This is a genomic window from Pseudomonas sp. p99-361, assembly GCF_003935475.1.
Lineage (GTDB): Bacteria > Pseudomonadota > Gammaproteobacteria > Pseudomonadales > Pseudomonadaceae > Aquipseudomonas > Aquipseudomonas juntendi.
The window spans coordinates 1-15,183 of record NZ_RHQO01000099.1; the positions used below are offsets into that span (position 1 = coordinate 1).

The following is a 15,183-nucleotide window of genomic DNA, read 5'->3' on the forward strand; positions in this document are numbered from 1 at the left end:
AAACAAACGTAGGAGCGAGCGCAGCTCGCGATTGCGCCGCGCGGGCGGCGCTCGATCTCACAGGCGCTGAAGATGCTGCGGCGGAAGCTGGCATAAGCAACCGGGTCAGATTATCGTGCTGCTTTCGACCCCAGGATGGACCAGCCCCCATGAGTGACGCCCACCGCAATTTGATTACGCGCTTCTACCAGGCCTTCCAGCGCCTGGACGCCGAGGCAATGATCGCCTGCTACAGCGACGATATCGTTTTCAGCGATCCGGTTTTCGGTACGCTGCGTGGCAAGGACGCGGGCGACATGTGGCGCATGCTGACCACGCGCGCCAAAGACTTCACCCTCACCTTCGACAGCGTACGCGCCGACGAGCGCAGCGGTGCCGCACACTGGGTGGCGACCTACCTGTTCAGCCAGACGGGGCGGGTGGTGGTCAATGATATCCAGGCACGCTTCATCATCCGCGATGGCTTGATCTGCCAGCACGACGATACGTTCGACCTGTGGCGCTGGTCGCGGCAGGCGTTGGGCATGCCAGGGGTATTGCTGGGTTGGTCGCCGCTGGTGCAGAACAAGGTTCGCGCACAGGCCTTCAAGGGGTTGCGCGCGTTCCAGCAGGCCCAGGGTGTGTGAAGCTGCCCCTGCAGGCGTTGGCAAGCCTTGGTATGTCTACCTGGTCAGGGCGGCCAACGGTTCGTTGTATTGCGGGGTCAGTGATGACCCGCAGCGGCGTTTTCTGGCCCATCAGAAAGGGCGGGGGGCACGGTACTTCAAGACCAGCCCGGCACAGGCGCTGGTGTATGTCGAGCAATGGCCGGACAAGGGCGAGGCATTGCGCCAGGAGCGGTTGGTGAAACGGCTGCGCAAGTCGGCGAAAGAGGCGCTGGTGGCGGCTTACCTGGTGGGTTCGGCTTGAGGGTGCCGGGGCCGCTTTGCGGCCCATCGCGATGCAAGGCCGCGCCTACAGGAGGTCGCGATGCTTGCAGGAGCAGGTCGCGCGGCCCATGGGCCGTCAGTCCTTGCGTCGCTTCAGCTGGTCCACCAGGGTGGTCGGCAGCCCCTTGATGATCAGGGTGCCGGCGGCCTCGTCATACTCCACCTTGTCGCCCAGCAGGTGCGCCTCGAAGCTGATCGACAGCCCTTCGGCACGCCCGGTAAAGCGACGGAACTGGTTGAGGGTGCGTTTATCCGCCGGAATCTCCGGCGACAAGCCGTAGTCCTTGTTGCGGATATGGTCGTAGAACGCCTTGGGCCGGTCTTCGTCGATCAGGCTGGACAGCTCTTCCAGCGTCACCGGTTCACCCAGTTTGGTCTGGGTAGTGGCGTACTCGACCAGCGTCTGGGTCTTTTCGCGGGCGGATGCTTCCGGCAAGTCTTCGCTCTCGACGAAGTCGCTGAAAGCCTTGAGCAGGGTGCGGGTTTCACCCGGGCCGTCGACACCTTCCTGGCAGCCAATGAAATCGCGGAAATAGTCCGAGACTTTCTTGCCGTTCTTGCCCTTGATGAACGAGATGTACTGCTTGGAGTTCTGGTTGTTCTTCCACTCGGACAGGTTGATGCGCGCCGCCAGGTGCAACTGGCCAAGGTCAAGGTGACGGGATGGGGTGACGTCGAGTTCGGCATTCACCGCCACGCCTTCACTGTGGTGCAGCAGGGCGATGGCCAGGTATTCGGTCATGCCCTGTTGGTAATGGGCAAACAGCACGTGACCGCCGGTGGACAGGTTGGACTCCTCCATCAGCTTCTGCAGGTGTTCCACGGCCTGGCGGCTGAAGGCGGTAAAGTCTGTGTCGCCTTCCAGGTACTGTTTCAGCCAGCCGCTGAGCGGGTAGGCCCCCGACTCGCCGTGGAAGAAGCCCCAGGCCTTGCCTTGCTTGGCGTTGTAGCTGTCGTTCAGGTCTGCCAGCAGGTTTTCGATGGCGTCGGAAGCCGCCAATTCGCTATCGCGGGCGTGCAGCACGGCGGGGCTGCCATCAGGCTTCTTGTCGATCAGGTGAACGATGCAATGACGGATAGGCATGAAATTCTCGGCGAGCTGCAAAAGTCGCCAAGTTTAACCCAGACACCCAGTGGTGCAGTGGCCGGATGTTGGCCGAAATGCCGGTTGTTCGTTTTTTGTTCATTTTTGTACGTTTAAAGCCAAAACCCCTGAAAAACCTGCATTTAATCGAAGTACGCTGCGGATATTTATCCACTCCTGTGGTAGCTTTGCGCGGTCTTGCGCCCCACGCGTGGCGCATTGCCGGCAGCGCGCTGCCGTCGTGTCGAACCAAACGCCGATTTGAGTATCTACATACCCAATTGGCGCGGCCCTCCACTACAAGGGGCTGGCCCGATAACGTCGTCGTTCGCTGCATAACCATCGAATTTGATAGGGAAGGAACACCACCATGGCATTGACCAAAGACCAACTGATTGCCGACATCGCCGAGTCGATCGCCGCGCCGAAAGCCACCGCCAAGAACGCACTGGAGCAACTGGGCCAGATCGTTGCTGACCAGCTGGAAAACGGCGCTGAAATCACCCTGCCAGGTATCGGCAAGCTGAAAGTCTCGGAGCGTCCTGCCCGCACTGGCCGCAACCCTTCGACTGGCGCTGCCATCGAAATCGCTGCCAAGAAAGTCGTCAAGTTCGTGCCAGCCAAAGTGCTGACCGACGCTATCAACAAGTAATTGTTGCTGCTTTGACGAAACCGCGCCCGGCTTGTCCGGGCGCGGTTTTTTCATGCCTGTGATCGGCCCTGGGCGTACCAGCCCTGGCGTGCCGCTTCGTCGTGGAAGCTCCAGGCAACCATGCGGCTCTGCTTCTGGCCCTGGCCCATTTCGACGACACGTACGGCCTTGGCACCGGCCTTCTTCAGTGCAGCCTCTATGCCCGGCAGGTTGCTGGCCTTTGACACCAGGCTGGTGAACCACAACACGCTGCCGGCGTACTGCACGCTTTCGCTCACCAGTTGGGTGACAAAGCGGATTTCGCCACCCTCGCACCACAATTCATTGTTCTGGCCACCAAAGTTCAACAGCGGCAGCGTGCGTTTGGGGTCCTGCTTGCCCAGGTTCTTCCACTTGCGTTGGCTACCGCGGGTGGCTTCGTCGCGGGAGGCGTGAAAGGGTGGGTTGCACAGGGTCAGGTCGAAACGCTCCTCTGGCTGCAACAGACCGCTGAGGATATGGCCCCGGTTCGCCTGCTGGCGCAGGGCAATGGCCTTGCCCAGGCCGTTGGCCTGGACGATGGCCTTGGCCGAGGCCAGGGCTACCGGGTCGATATCCGAGCCGAGAAAGCGCCAGCGGTAGTCGCTGTGGCCCAGCAGCGGGTAAATGCAGTTGGCACCCACGCCGATGTCCAGCGCGCGTACCTGGGCGCCCTTGGGAATTTCCCCCGCGTTGTCCGTGGCCAGCAAGTCCGCGGCTACGTGGATGTAGTCGGCGCGGCCGGGAATGGGCGGGCACAGGTAGTCGGCGGGGATATCCCAGTGCTGGATGCCGTATTGGGCCTTGAGCAGGGCACGGTTGAATACCCTAACGGCTTCGGGGTTGGCGAAGTCGATGCTGGGTTTGCCGTGGGGGTTGGTAATGGTGAAGCGGGCCAGGTCAGGGTGGGCCTTGATCAGGCTGGGGAAGTCGTAGCGCCCCTGGTGCCGGTTGCGCGGGTGCAGGGTAGGTTTGTCGGTCATGGCGGGGTCCGGTGTTGCAGGCCTTGGGGCTGCTCTGCAGCCCTATCGCGACACAAGGCCGCCCCTAAAGGATAGCGGCGCCTGTGAAACCGGCACCGTCCTGTAGGGGCGGCCTTGTGTCGCGAAAGGGCCGCACAGCGGCCCCAGCGGTCTATCAGGTTGTCACAGCGCTGCAATGCGCGCGTGCTGCTCGGTGAAGTTGGCCAGGGCCTGTTCGGACTCGGCCAGCTTGGCGCGCTCCTTCTCGATCACCGCAGGCGGGGCCTTGTCGACGAAGGCAGCGTTGGACAGCTTGCCACCCACGCGTGCCACTTCGCCCTGCAGGCGCTGAATTTCCTTGTTCAGGCGCGCCAGCTCGGCATCCTTGTCGATCAGCCCGGCCATCGGTACCAGCACTTGCAGGTCACCCACCAGCGCAGTAGCCGACAGCGGTGCCTCTTCGGCATCGCTCAGCACGGTGAACGATTCGACCTTGGCCAGCTTCTTCAGCAAGGCTTCGTTCTCTTGCAGGCGGCGCTGGTCGTCGGCGTTGGCGTTCTTCAGGAACAGTGGCAGCGGCTTGCCCGGGCCAATGTTCATTTCGGCGCGGATGTTGCGCAGGCCGACCATCAGCTCTTTCAGCCATTCGATATCACCTTCGGCGGCAGCATCGATGCGGCTTTCATTGGCCACCGGCCATGGCTGCAGCATGATGGTCTTGCCTTCGATACCGGCCAGCGGTGCGATGCGCTGCCAGATTTCCTCGGTGATGAACGGCATGAACGGGTGTGCCAGGCGCAGCGCCACTTCCAGCACGCGCACCAGGGTGCGGCGGGTGCCGCGGGCGCGCTCGACCGGGGCATTTTCGTCCCACAGCACAGGCTTGGACAGCTCCAGGTACCAGTCGCAGTACTGGTTCCAGATGAACTCGTACAGCGCCTGGCTGGCCAGGTCGAAGCGGAACTGCTCCAGCTGGCGGGTCACTTCGGCTTCGGTGCGCTGCAGCTGCGAGATGATCCAGCGGTCAGCCAGGGACAGCTCATAGGCCTCGCCGTTCTGGCCACAATCCTCGCCCTTGTCCAGCACGTAGCGGGCAGCGTTCCAGATCTTGTTGCAGAAGTTGCGATAGCCTTCGACGCGGCCCATGTCGAATTTGATGTCGCGGCCTGTGGAAGCCAGCGAGCAGAAGGTGAAGCGCAAGGCGTCGGTGCCGTAGCTGGCGATGCCTTCGGGGAATTCGGCCTTGGTCTGCTTGGCGATTTTCTCGGCCAGCTTGGGCTGCATCATGCCGCTGGTGCGTTTTTCCAGCAGGGCGTCGAGGGTGATGCCGTCGACGATGTCCAGCGGGTCCAGCACGTTGCCCTTGGACTTGGACATCTTCTGGCCCTGGCCATCACGCACCAGGCCGTGCACGTATACGGTCTTGAATGGAACCTGCGGGGTGCCGTCCTCGTTCTTGATCAGGTGCATGGTCAGCATGATCATGCGCGCAACCCAGAAGAAGATGATGTCGAAGCCCGTCACCAGTACGTCGGTGGAGTGGAACTTCTTGAGGAATTCGGTCTGCTCCGGCCAGCCCAGGGTAGAGAAGGTCCACAGGCCCGAGCTGAACCAGGTGTCGAGCACGTCGTCGTCCTGGCGCAGCACCACGTCGGCGCCCAGTTGGTGCTTGGCGCGCACTTCCTGTTCGTTGCGGCCAACGTAGACCTGGCCGGCCTCGTCGTACCACGCCGGAATGCGGTGGCCCCACCACAGCTGGCGGCTGATGCACCAGTCCTGGATGTCGCGCATCCACGAGAAGTACATGTTCTCGTACTGTTTGGGCACGAACTGGATGCGGCCGTCTTCCACGGCAGCAATGGCAGGCTCTGCCAGCGGCTTGGTGGACACGTACCACTGGTCGGTCAGCCAGGGCTCGATCACGGTACCGGAACGGTCGCCTTTCGGCACTTTCAGGGCGTGGTCGTCGATGCTGACCAGCAGGCCCTGGGCGTCCAGGTCGGCCACGATCTGTTTGCGCGCCACGAAGCGGTCGAGGTTGGCGTACTGCGCCGGCAACTGGGTGTCGACCTGCTCGTTGACGCTGCCGTCGAGGTTGAAGGCCTGGGCGTTGGCCAGCACGACGGCATTCTTGTCGAAGATGTTCAGCAGCGGCAGGTTGTGCCGCTTGCCGACTTCATAGTCGTTGAAGTCGTGGGCCGGGGTGATCTTCACGCAGCCGGTGCCGAACGCCGGGTCGCAGTAGTCGTCGGCGATGATCGGAATGCGGCGGCCCACCAGCGGCAGCTCGACGTACTTGCCGATCAGTGCCTGGTAGCGTTCGTCATTCGGGTTGACCGCCACGGCGGCGTCGCCCAGCAGGGTTTCCGGGCGGGTAGTGGCAACCACCAGGTAACCCTCGCCTTCGGCGGTCTTGGCGCCATCGGCCAGCGGGTAGCGCAGGTTCCACAGGTGGCCTTTTTCGTCGTGGTTTTCCACTTCGAGGTCGGAGATGGCCGTGTGCAGCTTGGTGTCCCAGTTGACCAGGCGCTTGCCGCGGTAGATCAGGCCATCTTCGTGCAGGCGCACGAAGGCTTCCTTGACCGCTTCGGACAGGCCGTCGTCCATGGTGAAGCGCTCGCGGCTCCAGTCCACCGACGAGCCCAGGCGGCGGATTTGCCGGCTGATATTGCCGCCGGACTGATCCTTCCATTCCCAGACCTTCTCCAGGAACTTCTCGCGGCCCAGATCATGCCGGTTCTGGCCTTTGGCCTCCAGTTGGCGCTCGACCAGCATCTGGGTGGCGATGCCGGCGTGGTCGGTGCCTGGCTGCCACAGGGTGTCGCGGCCTTGCATGCGGCGGAAACGGATCAGGGCATCCATGATCGCGTTGTTGAAACCGTGGCCCATGTGCAGGCTGCCGGTGACGTTCGGCGGCGGGATCATGATGGTGTAGGACTCGCCTGCACCTTGTGGAGCGAAATAGTTCTCGGACTCCCAGGTGTTGTACCAGGAAGTTTCGATGGCGTGCGGCTGGTAGGTCTTATCCATGCGCGGCGGGACCCTGTGCATTTATTCGGGAAAGCCGGGAAGTATAACCAAGCTGGGGGCCGCAGGCGACAAGCTGCTGACAACTGTCGGAACTGTGTTGCCTGCTGCAACAAGCCCACCACAGGCGTTGAGGTCCCTGTAGGAGCGGGCATGCCCGCGAAGCAGGCAACACCGATGTGCGGTTTTACTCGGAACGCTTGATCAACCGCTCGATGCGCGCATCCAGCCGGCGCTTGATTTCGTTCTCGATATGCGGGGTAAAGTCGTTGATCACGTCCTGCATGATCATCTGCGCCGCGGCGCGCAGCTCACTCTCCAGGTGCAGCAGGGTGTCCTGGCGGCGCGTCTGCGGGTCTTCCTCGGGCGCAGCTGCTTCGGTAACCGGCGCGTCCGGCAACAACGGAAGTTGCTCGACCGTTTCGGTCAGCAGGGGGGGTTGCAGGTCGGCATCGCCGAGCAACTGGCGGATCGACTCAAGGTCGTCGAGCAGGTGAGCCGAGTCGGGCAGGGGGGAGTGCTTGTCCATCGTCGTCAAAGTCGCTGTAAGCGGTGGTCTTGCAGAGCATAGCCCTGTTCACGGTAGAAACGGAATCGCTCTCGCGCCGATTGGCGAATGTCGGGCGCCTCGACGACGATTTCCGCCACCCGCTCGAACTGGCCGACAAAGCCCGGCACGCTGGCGCCCAGGTTGATCAGCAGGTCGTGATGGTCACCGGCGTGTTCCGCCAGGCCCAGGGCTACGCCGGCATCGGCATGCACCTCGGCCAGGTCGTGGGGCACGAAGGCTTCGCCCTTGAAGCGCCACAGGCGCAGGTCCAGTTCGTCGCGTTGCTCGGCATCCTGGCAATGCAGGTAGACCCGGTGGCCAAGGCGCCAGGCCTTTTCACACAGCTTGCAGGCGAAATCGAGCCGCGCCGACAGCGAGTCGGTAGGCAGAATATAGAAGTCGACTTTGCTCATGGTCGGTATGGCCGGCCGGTGGCGCGCCAGGCACCACCGGCGTCATGGCCTCAGGCGCCAGCGCGGTCCAGCAGGTACTGGGTCAGCAGCGGCACCGGGCGACCCGTGGCGCCCTTGTCCTTGCCGCCGCTGACCCACGCCGTACCGGCGATGTCCATGTGCGCCCAGTTATACGCCTTGGCGAAACGCGACAGGAAGCAGCCTGCGGTGATGGTGCCGGCCTTCGGCCCGCCGATGTTGCCCATGTCGGCGAACGGGCTGTCCAGTTGTTCCTGGTACTCGTCGAACAGCGGCAGTTGCCAGGCGCGGTCGTCTGCGCGCTTGCCCGCGTCGAGCAATTGACCGACCAGGTCGTCGTTGTTGCCCATCAGGCCGGAGGTGTGGCTGCCCAGGGCGACGATGCAGGCGCCTGTCAGGGTAGCGACGTCGATCACCGCCTGTGGCTTGAAACGCTCGGCGTAGGTCAGGGTATCGCACAGCACCAGGCGGCCTTCGGCGTCGGTGTTGAGGATTTCCACGGTCTGGCCGCTCATGGTGGTGACGATGTCACCCGGGCGGGTGGCGCCGCCACTTGGCATGTTCTCGGCGCAGGCCAGCAGGCAGACCAGGTTGATGGGCAGTTGCAGTTCCAGCACCGCACGCAGGGTGCCCATGACGCTGGCGGCACCGCACATGTCGTACTTCATTTCGTCCATGCCGGCGCCGGGTTTCAGGCTGATGCCGCCGGTGTCGAAGGTGATGCCTTTACCTACCAGCACGAAGGGCTTGTCGGCCTTCTTGCCGCCCTGGTAGTTGAGCACGATCAGGCGTGGCGGCTGGTCGCTGCCCTGGCCCACGGCGTAGAAGGCGCCCATGCCCAGGTCCTTGATCTTCTTCTCGTCGAGCACTTCGACCTTCAGTGCCTTGTGCGCCTTGCCCAGGTCCTTGGCCTGCTCGGCAAGGAAGCTCGGGTGGCACAGGTTCGGTGGCAGATTGCCCAGGTCGCGGGTGAACGCCATGCCGGTGGCGATGGCGCTGGCGTGCTTCACCGCGCGCTCGACGTCGGCCTGGCCGGCCTTGTCTGCCAGCAGGGTGACTTTTTTCAGTGCGCGCGGCTCGACCTTCTGGCTCTTGAAGCGGTCGAACACGTATTCGCCGTCCTGCAGGGTTTCGGCCAGCAGGCGGTACTTGCCGTAATGGGCATCGCGGTTGCTGACGGCGATATCGTCCAGGGCCAGCACGGCATCGGCGCCGTTGAGCCCCTTGAGCACACCGGCGACGCTGGCGACCAGCTTGCGCCAGGCGCGGTCGCCCAGGGCTTCGTCCTTGCCACTGCCGACCAGCAGGACGCGTTCGGCCTTGAGGCCCGGGAGGTTGTGCAGCAGCAAGGTCTGGCCCGGTTTGCCGGCCAGATCACCGCGCTTGAGTACCGCGCTGATGGCACCCTCGGTGGCCTGGTCGACGGCCTTGGCCACCGCGCCAAGTTTGCGATTTTCACCGACTGCAATGACCAGGGTGGCGGTTTTTACCGATGCAGCAGCTACGCTTTTTACAACCAGTTCCATGTCAGGGTCCCCGAATGATCGATACAAATGGCGCTGTACATTGCAGCGCTCTGGACGGGCCTGGCCGCGTCGTCGCGCGCCAGCGGAAAAGCTGCCAGTTTGAGCCTGCGGCCCGCGTGCTGACAACCCCGTTATGCGCCTTCACGCGCCGCCAAGTGACAGGCGCAGCCAATCACAGGATAATGCGCGCACTTTACATGGAGGTTCGCCTTTGGCGAACCGGCATTGGTCTTGGATGTACTAAGTCATTGTTTGGCGCCATTGCATGGCAGTCCGCCCTGACAACCCAGGAGTGTCTGGTTTGATCGTCTTTCGTTATCTGTCCCGCGAGGTCCTGGTGACCTTGAGCGCCGTCAGCGCCGTGCTGCTGGTGATCATCATGAGTGGGCGCTTCATCAAGTACCTGGCCCAGGCCGCCCAAGGCGTGCTCGACCCGGGCGTATTGTTCCTGATCATGGGCTTCCGCCTGCCGGGTTTCCTGCAGCTGATCCTGCCCTTGGGGCTGTTCCTCGGCATTCTGCTGGCGTACGGCCGCCTGTACCTGGAAAGCGAAATGACCGTGCTCTCGGCCACTGGCATGAGCCAGCAGCGCCTGCTGGGCATGACCATGGCGCCGGCCGCACTGGTGGCGCTGCTGGTGGCCTGGCTGAGCCTGAGTCTGGCGCCACTGGGCGTGGCCCAGGTGCAGCAGATCATCGCCCAGCAGGACACCCTGACCGAGTTCGACACCTTGGTGCCAGGCCGTTTCCAGATGCTGCGTGACGGCTCGCGGGTCACCTACACCGAGCAACTGTCGGACGACCGCGTCAAGCTCGGTGGCGTGTTCATCTCCGAGAAACGCTTCAATCAGGACAAGACCAAGGACCGTGCGCCGTCGGTGCTGGTGGCGGAAAAGGGCCACCAGGAGATCCAGGCCGATGGCAACCGTTACCTGGTGCTGGAAAACGGCTACCGCTACGACGGTAACCCCGGCCAGGCCGACTACCGGGCCATCAAGTACGACACCTATGGCGTGTTGCTGCCCAAGCCGGAAGTGGCCGAGGAAGTGACCGAGCGCGAGGCCATTCCGACCCTCGACCTGTTCGGCAAGACCGACCTGCGCGAACGCGCCGAACTGCAATGGCGGCTGTCGTTGCCGATCCTGGTCTTCGTGGTGACCCTGCTGGCGGTGCCGCTGTCGCGGGTCAACCCGCGCCAGGGCCGCTTCCTCAAGTTGTTGCCGGCGATTCTTCTGTACATGGCCTACCTGACAATGCTGATTTCCGTACGTGGCGCCCTGGAGAAGGGCAAGTTGCCGATTGCCCTGGGCATGTGGTGGGTCCACGGGCTGTTCCTGCTCATCGGCCTTGGCCTGATGTACTGGGAGCCATTGCGCCTCAAGCGTGCCGCCCGCCGTGCGGAGGTGACCCATGGCTAAGCTCGACCGCTACATCGGCCAGAGCGTGCTGCTGGCCATCCTGGCAGTGCTGGGGATCATCCTCGGCCTGGCCTCGTTGTTCGCGTTCATCGATGAGATGGGCGACCTGAGCGACACCTACACGGTGATGCAAGCCGGTTACTACGTCTTGCTCACCGCGCCACGGCGGCTGTACGAAATGCTGCCCATGGCTGCGCTGATCGGCTGCCTGATTGGCCTGGGCAGCCTGGCCAGCAGCAGCGAACTGACCATCATGCGTGCGGCCGGTGTGTCCATCGGGCGTATCGTCTGGGCGGTGATGAAGCCCATGCTGGTGCTGATGCTGGTCGGCCTGCTGATTGGCGAATACGTGGCGCCGGTCACCGAGAACAAGGCCCAGGCTGACCGCTCGCTGGCCCAGGGTGGGGGCGAGGCGCAGAGCTCCAAGCGTGGCATGTGGCATCGCCAGGGCGAGGAGTTCGTGCACATCAACGCCGTACAGCCCAACGGCCTGTTGCTCGGCGTGACCCGCTACCGCTTCGACAGCGAGCGCAAGATCCAGACGTCGAGCTTTGCCCGGCGTGCCCAGTACACCGACGATCACTGGTTGCTCAGCGACGTCAGCACGACCTTCTTCCGCGGGGACCACACCGAGGTGGTGAAGGCCCCCACCGAGCGCTGGGACGTGTCGCTGACTCCGCAACTGCTGAACACCGTGATCCTGGCGCCGGAGTCGCTGTCGATCACCGGCCTGTGGGACTACATCCACTACCTGTCCGACCAGGGCCTGAACAACGCCCGTTACTGGCTGGCGTTCTGGACCAAGGTCCTGCAGCCGATGGTGACTGCGGCACTGGTGTTGATGGCCATTTCATTCATCTTCGGCCCGCTGCGCTCGGTGACCTTGGGCCAGCGGGTGTTCACCGGCGTGCTGGTGGGCTTCGTATTCCGCATCGGCCAGGACCTGCTCGGCCCTTCGAGCCAGGTGTTCGGCTTCCCGCCCTTGCTGGCGGTGGTCATCCCGGCGGGCATCTGTGCCCTGGCCGGTGTGTGGTTGCTGCGCCGGGCGGGGTAATGGCCTGAGCTGGAGATAATGCTTGTCTGTTAAGCGTTACTGGGGCTGCTTTGCAGCCCTTCGCGGGCACGCCCGCTCCTACACGCTTGGCGCTGCGCGATCCCCTGTGGGAGCGGGCGTGCCCGCGAAGGGTCGCAAAGCGGCCCCGAATTACTTAACTGACAGGCATTAACCCTAGGCCGGCTTTTTCATCGGGGCCTGGCCTTTCTATTTCTTCTGTTTCGGCACACGCACCAGCTGGCTCTCGGAATAGATGTCATGCCAGCCCCGCTTGCGTTTGTCGATCAGCACCCAGAAGAAACCCAGCCCCAGGCACAACCACGACGCGATCGACACCACAAAGCGCAGCAGTGCCTGCCACAGGCTGATCGCCGAACCATCTGCGTTCTGTACCCGTACGCCCCACACCTGCATGCCCAGCGTCTGCCCGCCGTGGGTCCAGAACTTGGCGAAAAAGCCGAACAAGGCGAACAGCAGCACCGTGGACAGCAACGGGTCGCCGTCCAGTGCGCCTGCCTCGGTCAGCTCGCGCATGCGGGCTTCGCCAATGATCGCCATCTGGATCATCTTGTAGGCCCCAGCGGTCACGATCAGCAGCGCGGTGCACAACAAGAAGTCGTAGAACATCGCCGCCAGGCGTCGGCCCAGGCCGACCGGCGGAAAATCACCCTGGGGTGTGAGCAAAGGCTTGGACATGCAAAACGGCTCCAGAAGATGAAGCCGCTATTCTACGGGCAAAAAAAAGCCCCTGCACTTGGCAGGGGCTTTTGCAGTCGGGTTCGGCTTAGCCTGCAACCTGAACTTTGTCCGCTTGCATGCCTTTCTGGCCCTGCACGGCCTCGAAAGTGACCTTTTGGCCTTCTTTCAGGCTCTTGAAGCCGTTGCCTTCGATTGCGCGGAAGTGCACGAACAGATCCGGACCGCTTTCTGGGGTGATGAAACCGTAACCTTTTTCGTCATTGAACCACTTGACGGTACCGTTCTGACGTTCAGCCATTGTCTTATTTCCTATGGAGCTCGAATTTTGATGACAGTTACTTTCGCACGTTGTGTAAGCGAAAGATTACTGGGCTGGGTTGCAGGAAAGTAAGAGACGTCGAACGGGTTGTAGCAACGCTTGGCTACTGGCCCAGGTCACGAACTATTGCGACCCATGCAAACACAGTAGATTGACTCTACGCCAACTCCCGAGCGAAAAACAAGCCCTCGGCCACGCGGAAAAACGGCCTTTTTTCACGCACCGATCACCGTCGTGCAAACGGCATGGTGGCTGGCCTCGCGCCATGTTCAAAAGTTACCGGGCAGGTTTCGGAAACGAATATGCCACGCCTGCCCGCCACCTTCACAAAGCCGATTCACCCACGGTAGTAACGTTGCGCTACGAAAGGCATTTTACTGACTTTCAAGGCCACCTTCTTGCCCCGCACCACGGCAAATAGCGCGGTGTCGATTGCCGCATGTTCACTATCGATATAACCCATTGCAACGGGCGCTCCAAGTGTCGGGCCAAAACCGCCGCTGCACACTTTGCCAACCGGTTTATCGTTGGCGTCGACAATGTCCGCGCCTTCGCGTACAGGCGTGCGCTCTTGCGGCAACAGGCCGACGCGTTTGCGTGCCACACCGTCGCGCTGCTGGGTGAAGATGGCCTCTGCGCCCGGGAACCCACCTGCACGCTGGCCGTCGGCGCGGCGCACCTTGGAAATCGCCCACAGCAAGCTGGCCTCGACCGGGGTGGTTTCGCTGTTCATGTCGTGGCCATACAGGCACAGGCCGGCTTCCAGGCGCAGCGAATCACGGGCACCCAGCCCGATCGGCTGTACTTCCGGTTCGGCCAGCAGGCGGCGGGCCAAGGCTTCGGCAGCGCCGGCCGGCACCGAGATCTCGTAGCCATCTTCGCCGGTGTAGCCCGAGCGGCTGACGAAGCAGTCTTCGCCCAGCAGTTTTACCTCCCGCAACTGCATGAAGGTCATGTTGGCCACTTCCGGCGCCAGCCGCGCGAGTACATGCGCTGCCGCCGGGCCCTGCAGGGCCAGCAGCGCACGCGCCTCGAACAGCGGCTGCACGTCGCAGGCGTTGCCGATCTGCGCTTGCAGGTGAGCCAGGTCCTGCGCCTTGCAGGCCGCGTTGACCACCAGGAACAGCTTGTCGTCGCCCAGGTTGGCGACCATCAGGTCGTCAAGAATGCCGCCTTGCGCATCGGTGAACATGGCATAGCGCTGCATGCCCACCGGCAGGTCGATGATGTCTACCGGCACCAGGCTTTCAAGGGCTTTGGCAGCGTTGGCACCGTGCAGGATGATCTGGCCCATGTGCGACACATCGAACAGGCCGGCCTGTTCACGGGTATGCAGGTGCTCCTTGAGGACGCCCAGCGGGTACTGCACCGGCATGTCATAGCCCGCGAACGGCACCATGCGCGCCCCCAGCTCCAGATGCAAGGCATGCAGTGGGGTCTTGAGCAGTGTTTCGGACATCGGTGACTCCTTGCTTTCGTTAGTGGGTCAACACTCGATGATGTTGACGGCCAGGCCGCCACGGGCGGTCTCTTTGTATTTGCTTTTCATGTCGGCGCCGGTCTGGCGCATGGTGCGGATGACCTTGTCGAGCGACACGTAGTGCTGCCCGTCGCCGCGCAAGGCCATGCGCACCGCATTGATCGCCTTTACCGAGCCCATGGCGTTGCGCTCGATGCAGGGCACCTGGACCAGCCCGCCAATGGGGTCGCAGGTCAGCCCCAGGTTGTGTTCCATGCCGATTTCGGCGGCGTTCTCCACTTGCTGCACACTGCCGCCCATCACCTCGCACAGCGCCCCGGCAGCCATCGAGCAGGCCACCCCGACTTCGCCCTGGCAGCCCACCTCGGCACCGGAGATGGAGGCGTTTTCCTTGTACAGGATGCCGATGGCCGCAGCCGTGAGCAGAAAACGCACCACCCCGTCTTCGCTGGCACCGGGCACGAAGCGCATGTAGTAGTGCAGCACCGCGGGGACGATACCGGCGGCGCCATTGGTGGGCGCGGTGACCACCCGCCCGCCATAGGCGTTTTCCTCGTTCACAGCCAGCGCATACAGGTTCACCCAGTCCAGTACCGACAGGGCATCGCGCAGGCTGGCCTCCGGGTGCCGGCTGAGCTGGCGGTACAGTGCCGGTGCCCGGCGCCTGACCTTGAGCCCACCCGGCAGAATGCCCTCATGCTGGCAGCCGGCTTCGACGCAGTCCTGCATCACTTGCCAGATGCGCAGCAGCCCGGCGCGGGTTTCTGCCTCTGGGCGCCAGGCCTGCTCGTTGGCCAGCATTACCTGGCTGACCGCCAGGTTGTGCGTGGTGCAGTGGCCAAGCAGCTGTTTGGCGGTGGTGAACGGGTAGGCCAGGGCGGTGCTGTCCTCGACAATGCGGTCGTGGCCGGGGGGGGGGGGGGGGGCCCCCCCCCCCCCCCCCCCCCCCGCGGGGGGGGCGCGCGGGGGGGTTTATCGGCGGGGGGGGTGGGGGGGGGGGGGGCTAGACCACGGGGGGGTGGTGGCGTGAGGGTG

The 15,183-nt window shown here is 63.3% G+C and carries 14 protein-coding genes and 1 pseudogene; 5 read left to right on the plus strand and 10 right to left on the minus strand.

Annotated elements, in window-relative coordinates; all coding sequences use genetic code 11:
- Positions 1-149: 149 nt before the first annotated feature.
- A complete protein-coding gene (locus EGJ22_RS24380; protein WP_009687048.1) occupies positions 150-626 on the plus strand; it encodes a nuclear transport factor 2 family protein in 477 nt (158 codons plus the stop codon).
- A complete protein-coding gene (locus EGJ22_RS24385; RefSeq protein WP_009687047.1) occupies positions 619-909 on the plus strand; it encodes a GIY-YIG nuclease family protein in 291 nt (96 codons plus the stop codon). Before EGJ22_RS24380 ends, EGJ22_RS24385 begins: the two co-directional genes overlap by 8 nt.
- A gap of 96 nt (positions 910-1,005) precedes the next feature.
- Here the strand turns inward: EGJ22_RS24385 and yejK are convergent, their stop codons facing one another.
- On the minus strand, positions 1,006-2,013 hold the full coding sequence (gene yejK, locus EGJ22_RS24390) for a nucleoid-associated protein YejK (RefSeq protein ID WP_009687046.1): 1,008 nt from the start codon (positions 2,011-2,013) through the stop codon (positions 1,006-1,008).
- Positions 2,014-2,383: 370 nt separating this feature from the next.
- Here yejK and EGJ22_RS24395 point away from each other — a divergent pair, with 370 nt between their 5' ends.
- A complete protein-coding gene (locus EGJ22_RS24395) occupies positions 2,384-2,665 on the plus strand; it encodes an HU family DNA-binding protein (protein ID WP_003255106.1) in 282 nt (93 codons plus the stop codon).
- 50 nt (positions 2,666-2,715) lie between these two features.
- Here EGJ22_RS24395 and rlmF read toward each other — a convergent pair whose 3' ends face one another.
- The 5 genes from rlmF to EGJ22_RS24420 form a co-directional block, all read right to left on the minus strand.
- On the minus strand, positions 2,716-3,666 hold the full coding sequence (gene rlmF / locus EGJ22_RS24400) for a 23S rRNA (adenine(1618)-N(6))-methyltransferase RlmF (RefSeq protein ID WP_009687045.1): 951 nt from the start codon (positions 3,664-3,666) through the stop codon (positions 2,716-2,718).
- A gap of 162 nt (positions 3,667-3,828) precedes the next feature.
- Positions 3,829-6,675 (minus strand): valine--tRNA ligase, encoded by a 2,847-nt coding sequence (locus EGJ22_RS24405; protein WP_009687044.1) that lies wholly within the window; start codon positions 6,673-6,675, stop codon positions 3,829-3,831.
- A 184-nt stretch (positions 6,676-6,859) separates the two neighbouring features.
- A complete protein-coding gene (locus tag EGJ22_RS24410; RefSeq protein WP_009687043.1) occupies positions 6,860-7,201 on the minus strand; it encodes a hypothetical protein in 342 nt (113 codons plus the stop codon).
- Between the two features lie 5 nt (positions 7,202-7,206).
- Entirely contained in the window at positions 7,207-7,635 is a 429-nt protein-coding gene (locus EGJ22_RS24415) for a DNA polymerase III subunit chi (protein WP_009687042.1), read from the minus strand.
- A 50-nt stretch (positions 7,636-7,685) separates the two neighbouring features.
- Positions 7,686-9,179 carry a leucyl aminopeptidase gene (locus tag EGJ22_RS24420; protein ID WP_009687041.1) on the minus strand — a complete coding sequence of 498 codons (1,494 nt, stop codon included), beginning with the start codon at positions 9,177-9,179 and terminating at the stop codon, positions 7,686-7,688.
- Between the two features lie 301 nt (positions 9,180-9,480).
- Here EGJ22_RS24420 and lptF point away from each other — a divergent pair, with 301 nt between their 5' ends.
- Together lptF and lptG are read left to right on the plus strand one after the other, a co-directional pair.
- Positions 9,481-10,596, plus strand: a complete 1,116-nt coding sequence (lptF, locus tag EGJ22_RS24430; RefSeq protein WP_009687040.1) for an LPS export ABC transporter permease LptF — start codon at positions 9,481-9,483, stop codon at positions 10,594-10,596.
- A complete protein-coding gene (gene lptG / locus EGJ22_RS24435; protein WP_029886777.1) occupies positions 10,589-11,650 on the plus strand; it encodes an LPS export ABC transporter permease LptG in 1,062 nt (353 codons plus the stop codon). The genes lptF and lptG overlap by 8 nt, the downstream gene beginning before the upstream one ends.
- 207 nt (positions 11,651-11,857) lie before the next feature.
- Here the strand turns inward: lptG and EGJ22_RS24440 are convergent, their stop codons facing one another.
- The 4 genes and pseudogenes from EGJ22_RS24440 to EGJ22_RS24455 all read right to left on the minus strand — a co-directional run.
- Entirely contained in the window at positions 11,858-12,346 is a 489-nt protein-coding gene (locus EGJ22_RS24440; protein ID WP_009687037.1) for an RDD family protein, read from the minus strand.
- Between the two features lie 88 nt (positions 12,347-12,434).
- Complete coding sequence (locus tag EGJ22_RS24445; protein WP_003257941.1) at positions 12,435-12,647, minus strand: cold-shock protein; 213 nt, start codon at positions 12,645-12,647, stop codon at positions 12,435-12,437.
- 358 nt (positions 12,648-13,005) lie between these two features.
- Complete coding sequence (gcvT, locus tag EGJ22_RS24450) at positions 13,006-14,127, minus strand: glycine cleavage system aminomethyltransferase GcvT (protein ID WP_009687036.1); 1,122 nt, start codon at positions 14,125-14,127, stop codon at positions 13,006-13,008.
- Positions 14,128-14,154: 27 nt separating this feature from the next.
- Positions 14,155-15,057, minus strand: a pseudogene (locus tag EGJ22_RS24455) (L-serine ammonia-lyase); the annotation flags it as partial.
- Positions 15,058-15,183: the final 126 nt, after the last annotated feature.

Coding starts and splice junctions, on each gene's coding strand:
- EGJ22_RS24380 (WP_009687048.1), top strand. CDS start 150: ATGAGTGACGCCCACCGCAATTTGATTACGCGCTTCTACCAGGCCTTC.
- yejK (WP_009687046.1), bottom strand. CDS start 2,013: ATGCCTATCCGTCATTGCATCGTTCACCTGATCGACAAGAAGCCTGAT.
- EGJ22_RS24395 (WP_003255106.1), top strand. CDS start 2,384: ATGGCATTGACCAAAGACCAACTGATTGCCGACATCGCCGAGTCGATC.
- rlmF (WP_009687045.1), bottom strand. CDS start 3,666: ATGACCGACAAACCTACCCTGCACCCGCGCAACCGGCACCAGGGGCGC.
- EGJ22_RS24405 (WP_009687044.1), bottom strand. CDS start 6,675: ATGGATAAGACCTACCAGCCGCACGCCATCGAAACTTCCTGGTACAAC.
- EGJ22_RS24410 (WP_009687043.1), bottom strand. CDS start 7,201: ATGGACAAGCACTCCCCCCTGCCCGACTCGGCTCACCTGCTCGACGAC.
- EGJ22_RS24415 (WP_009687042.1), bottom strand. CDS start 7,635: ATGAGCAAAGTCGACTTCTATATTCTGCCTACCGACTCGCTGTCGGCG.
- EGJ22_RS24420 (WP_009687041.1), bottom strand. CDS start 9,179: ATGGAACTGGTTGTAAAAAGCGTAGCTGCTGCATCGGTAAAAACCGCC.
- lptG (WP_029886777.1), top strand. CDS start 10,589: ATGGCTAAGCTCGACCGCTACATCGGCCAGAGCGTGCTGCTGGCCATC.
- EGJ22_RS24440 (WP_009687037.1), bottom strand. CDS start 12,346: ATGTCCAAGCCTTTGCTCACACCCCAGGGTGATTTTCCGCCGGTCGGC.
- EGJ22_RS24445 (WP_003257941.1), bottom strand. CDS start 12,647: ATGGCTGAACGTCAGAACGGTACCGTCAAGTGGTTCAATGACGAAAAA.
- gcvT (WP_009687036.1), bottom strand. CDS start 14,127: ATGTCCGAAACACTGCTCAAGACCCCACTGCATGCCTTGCATCTGGAG.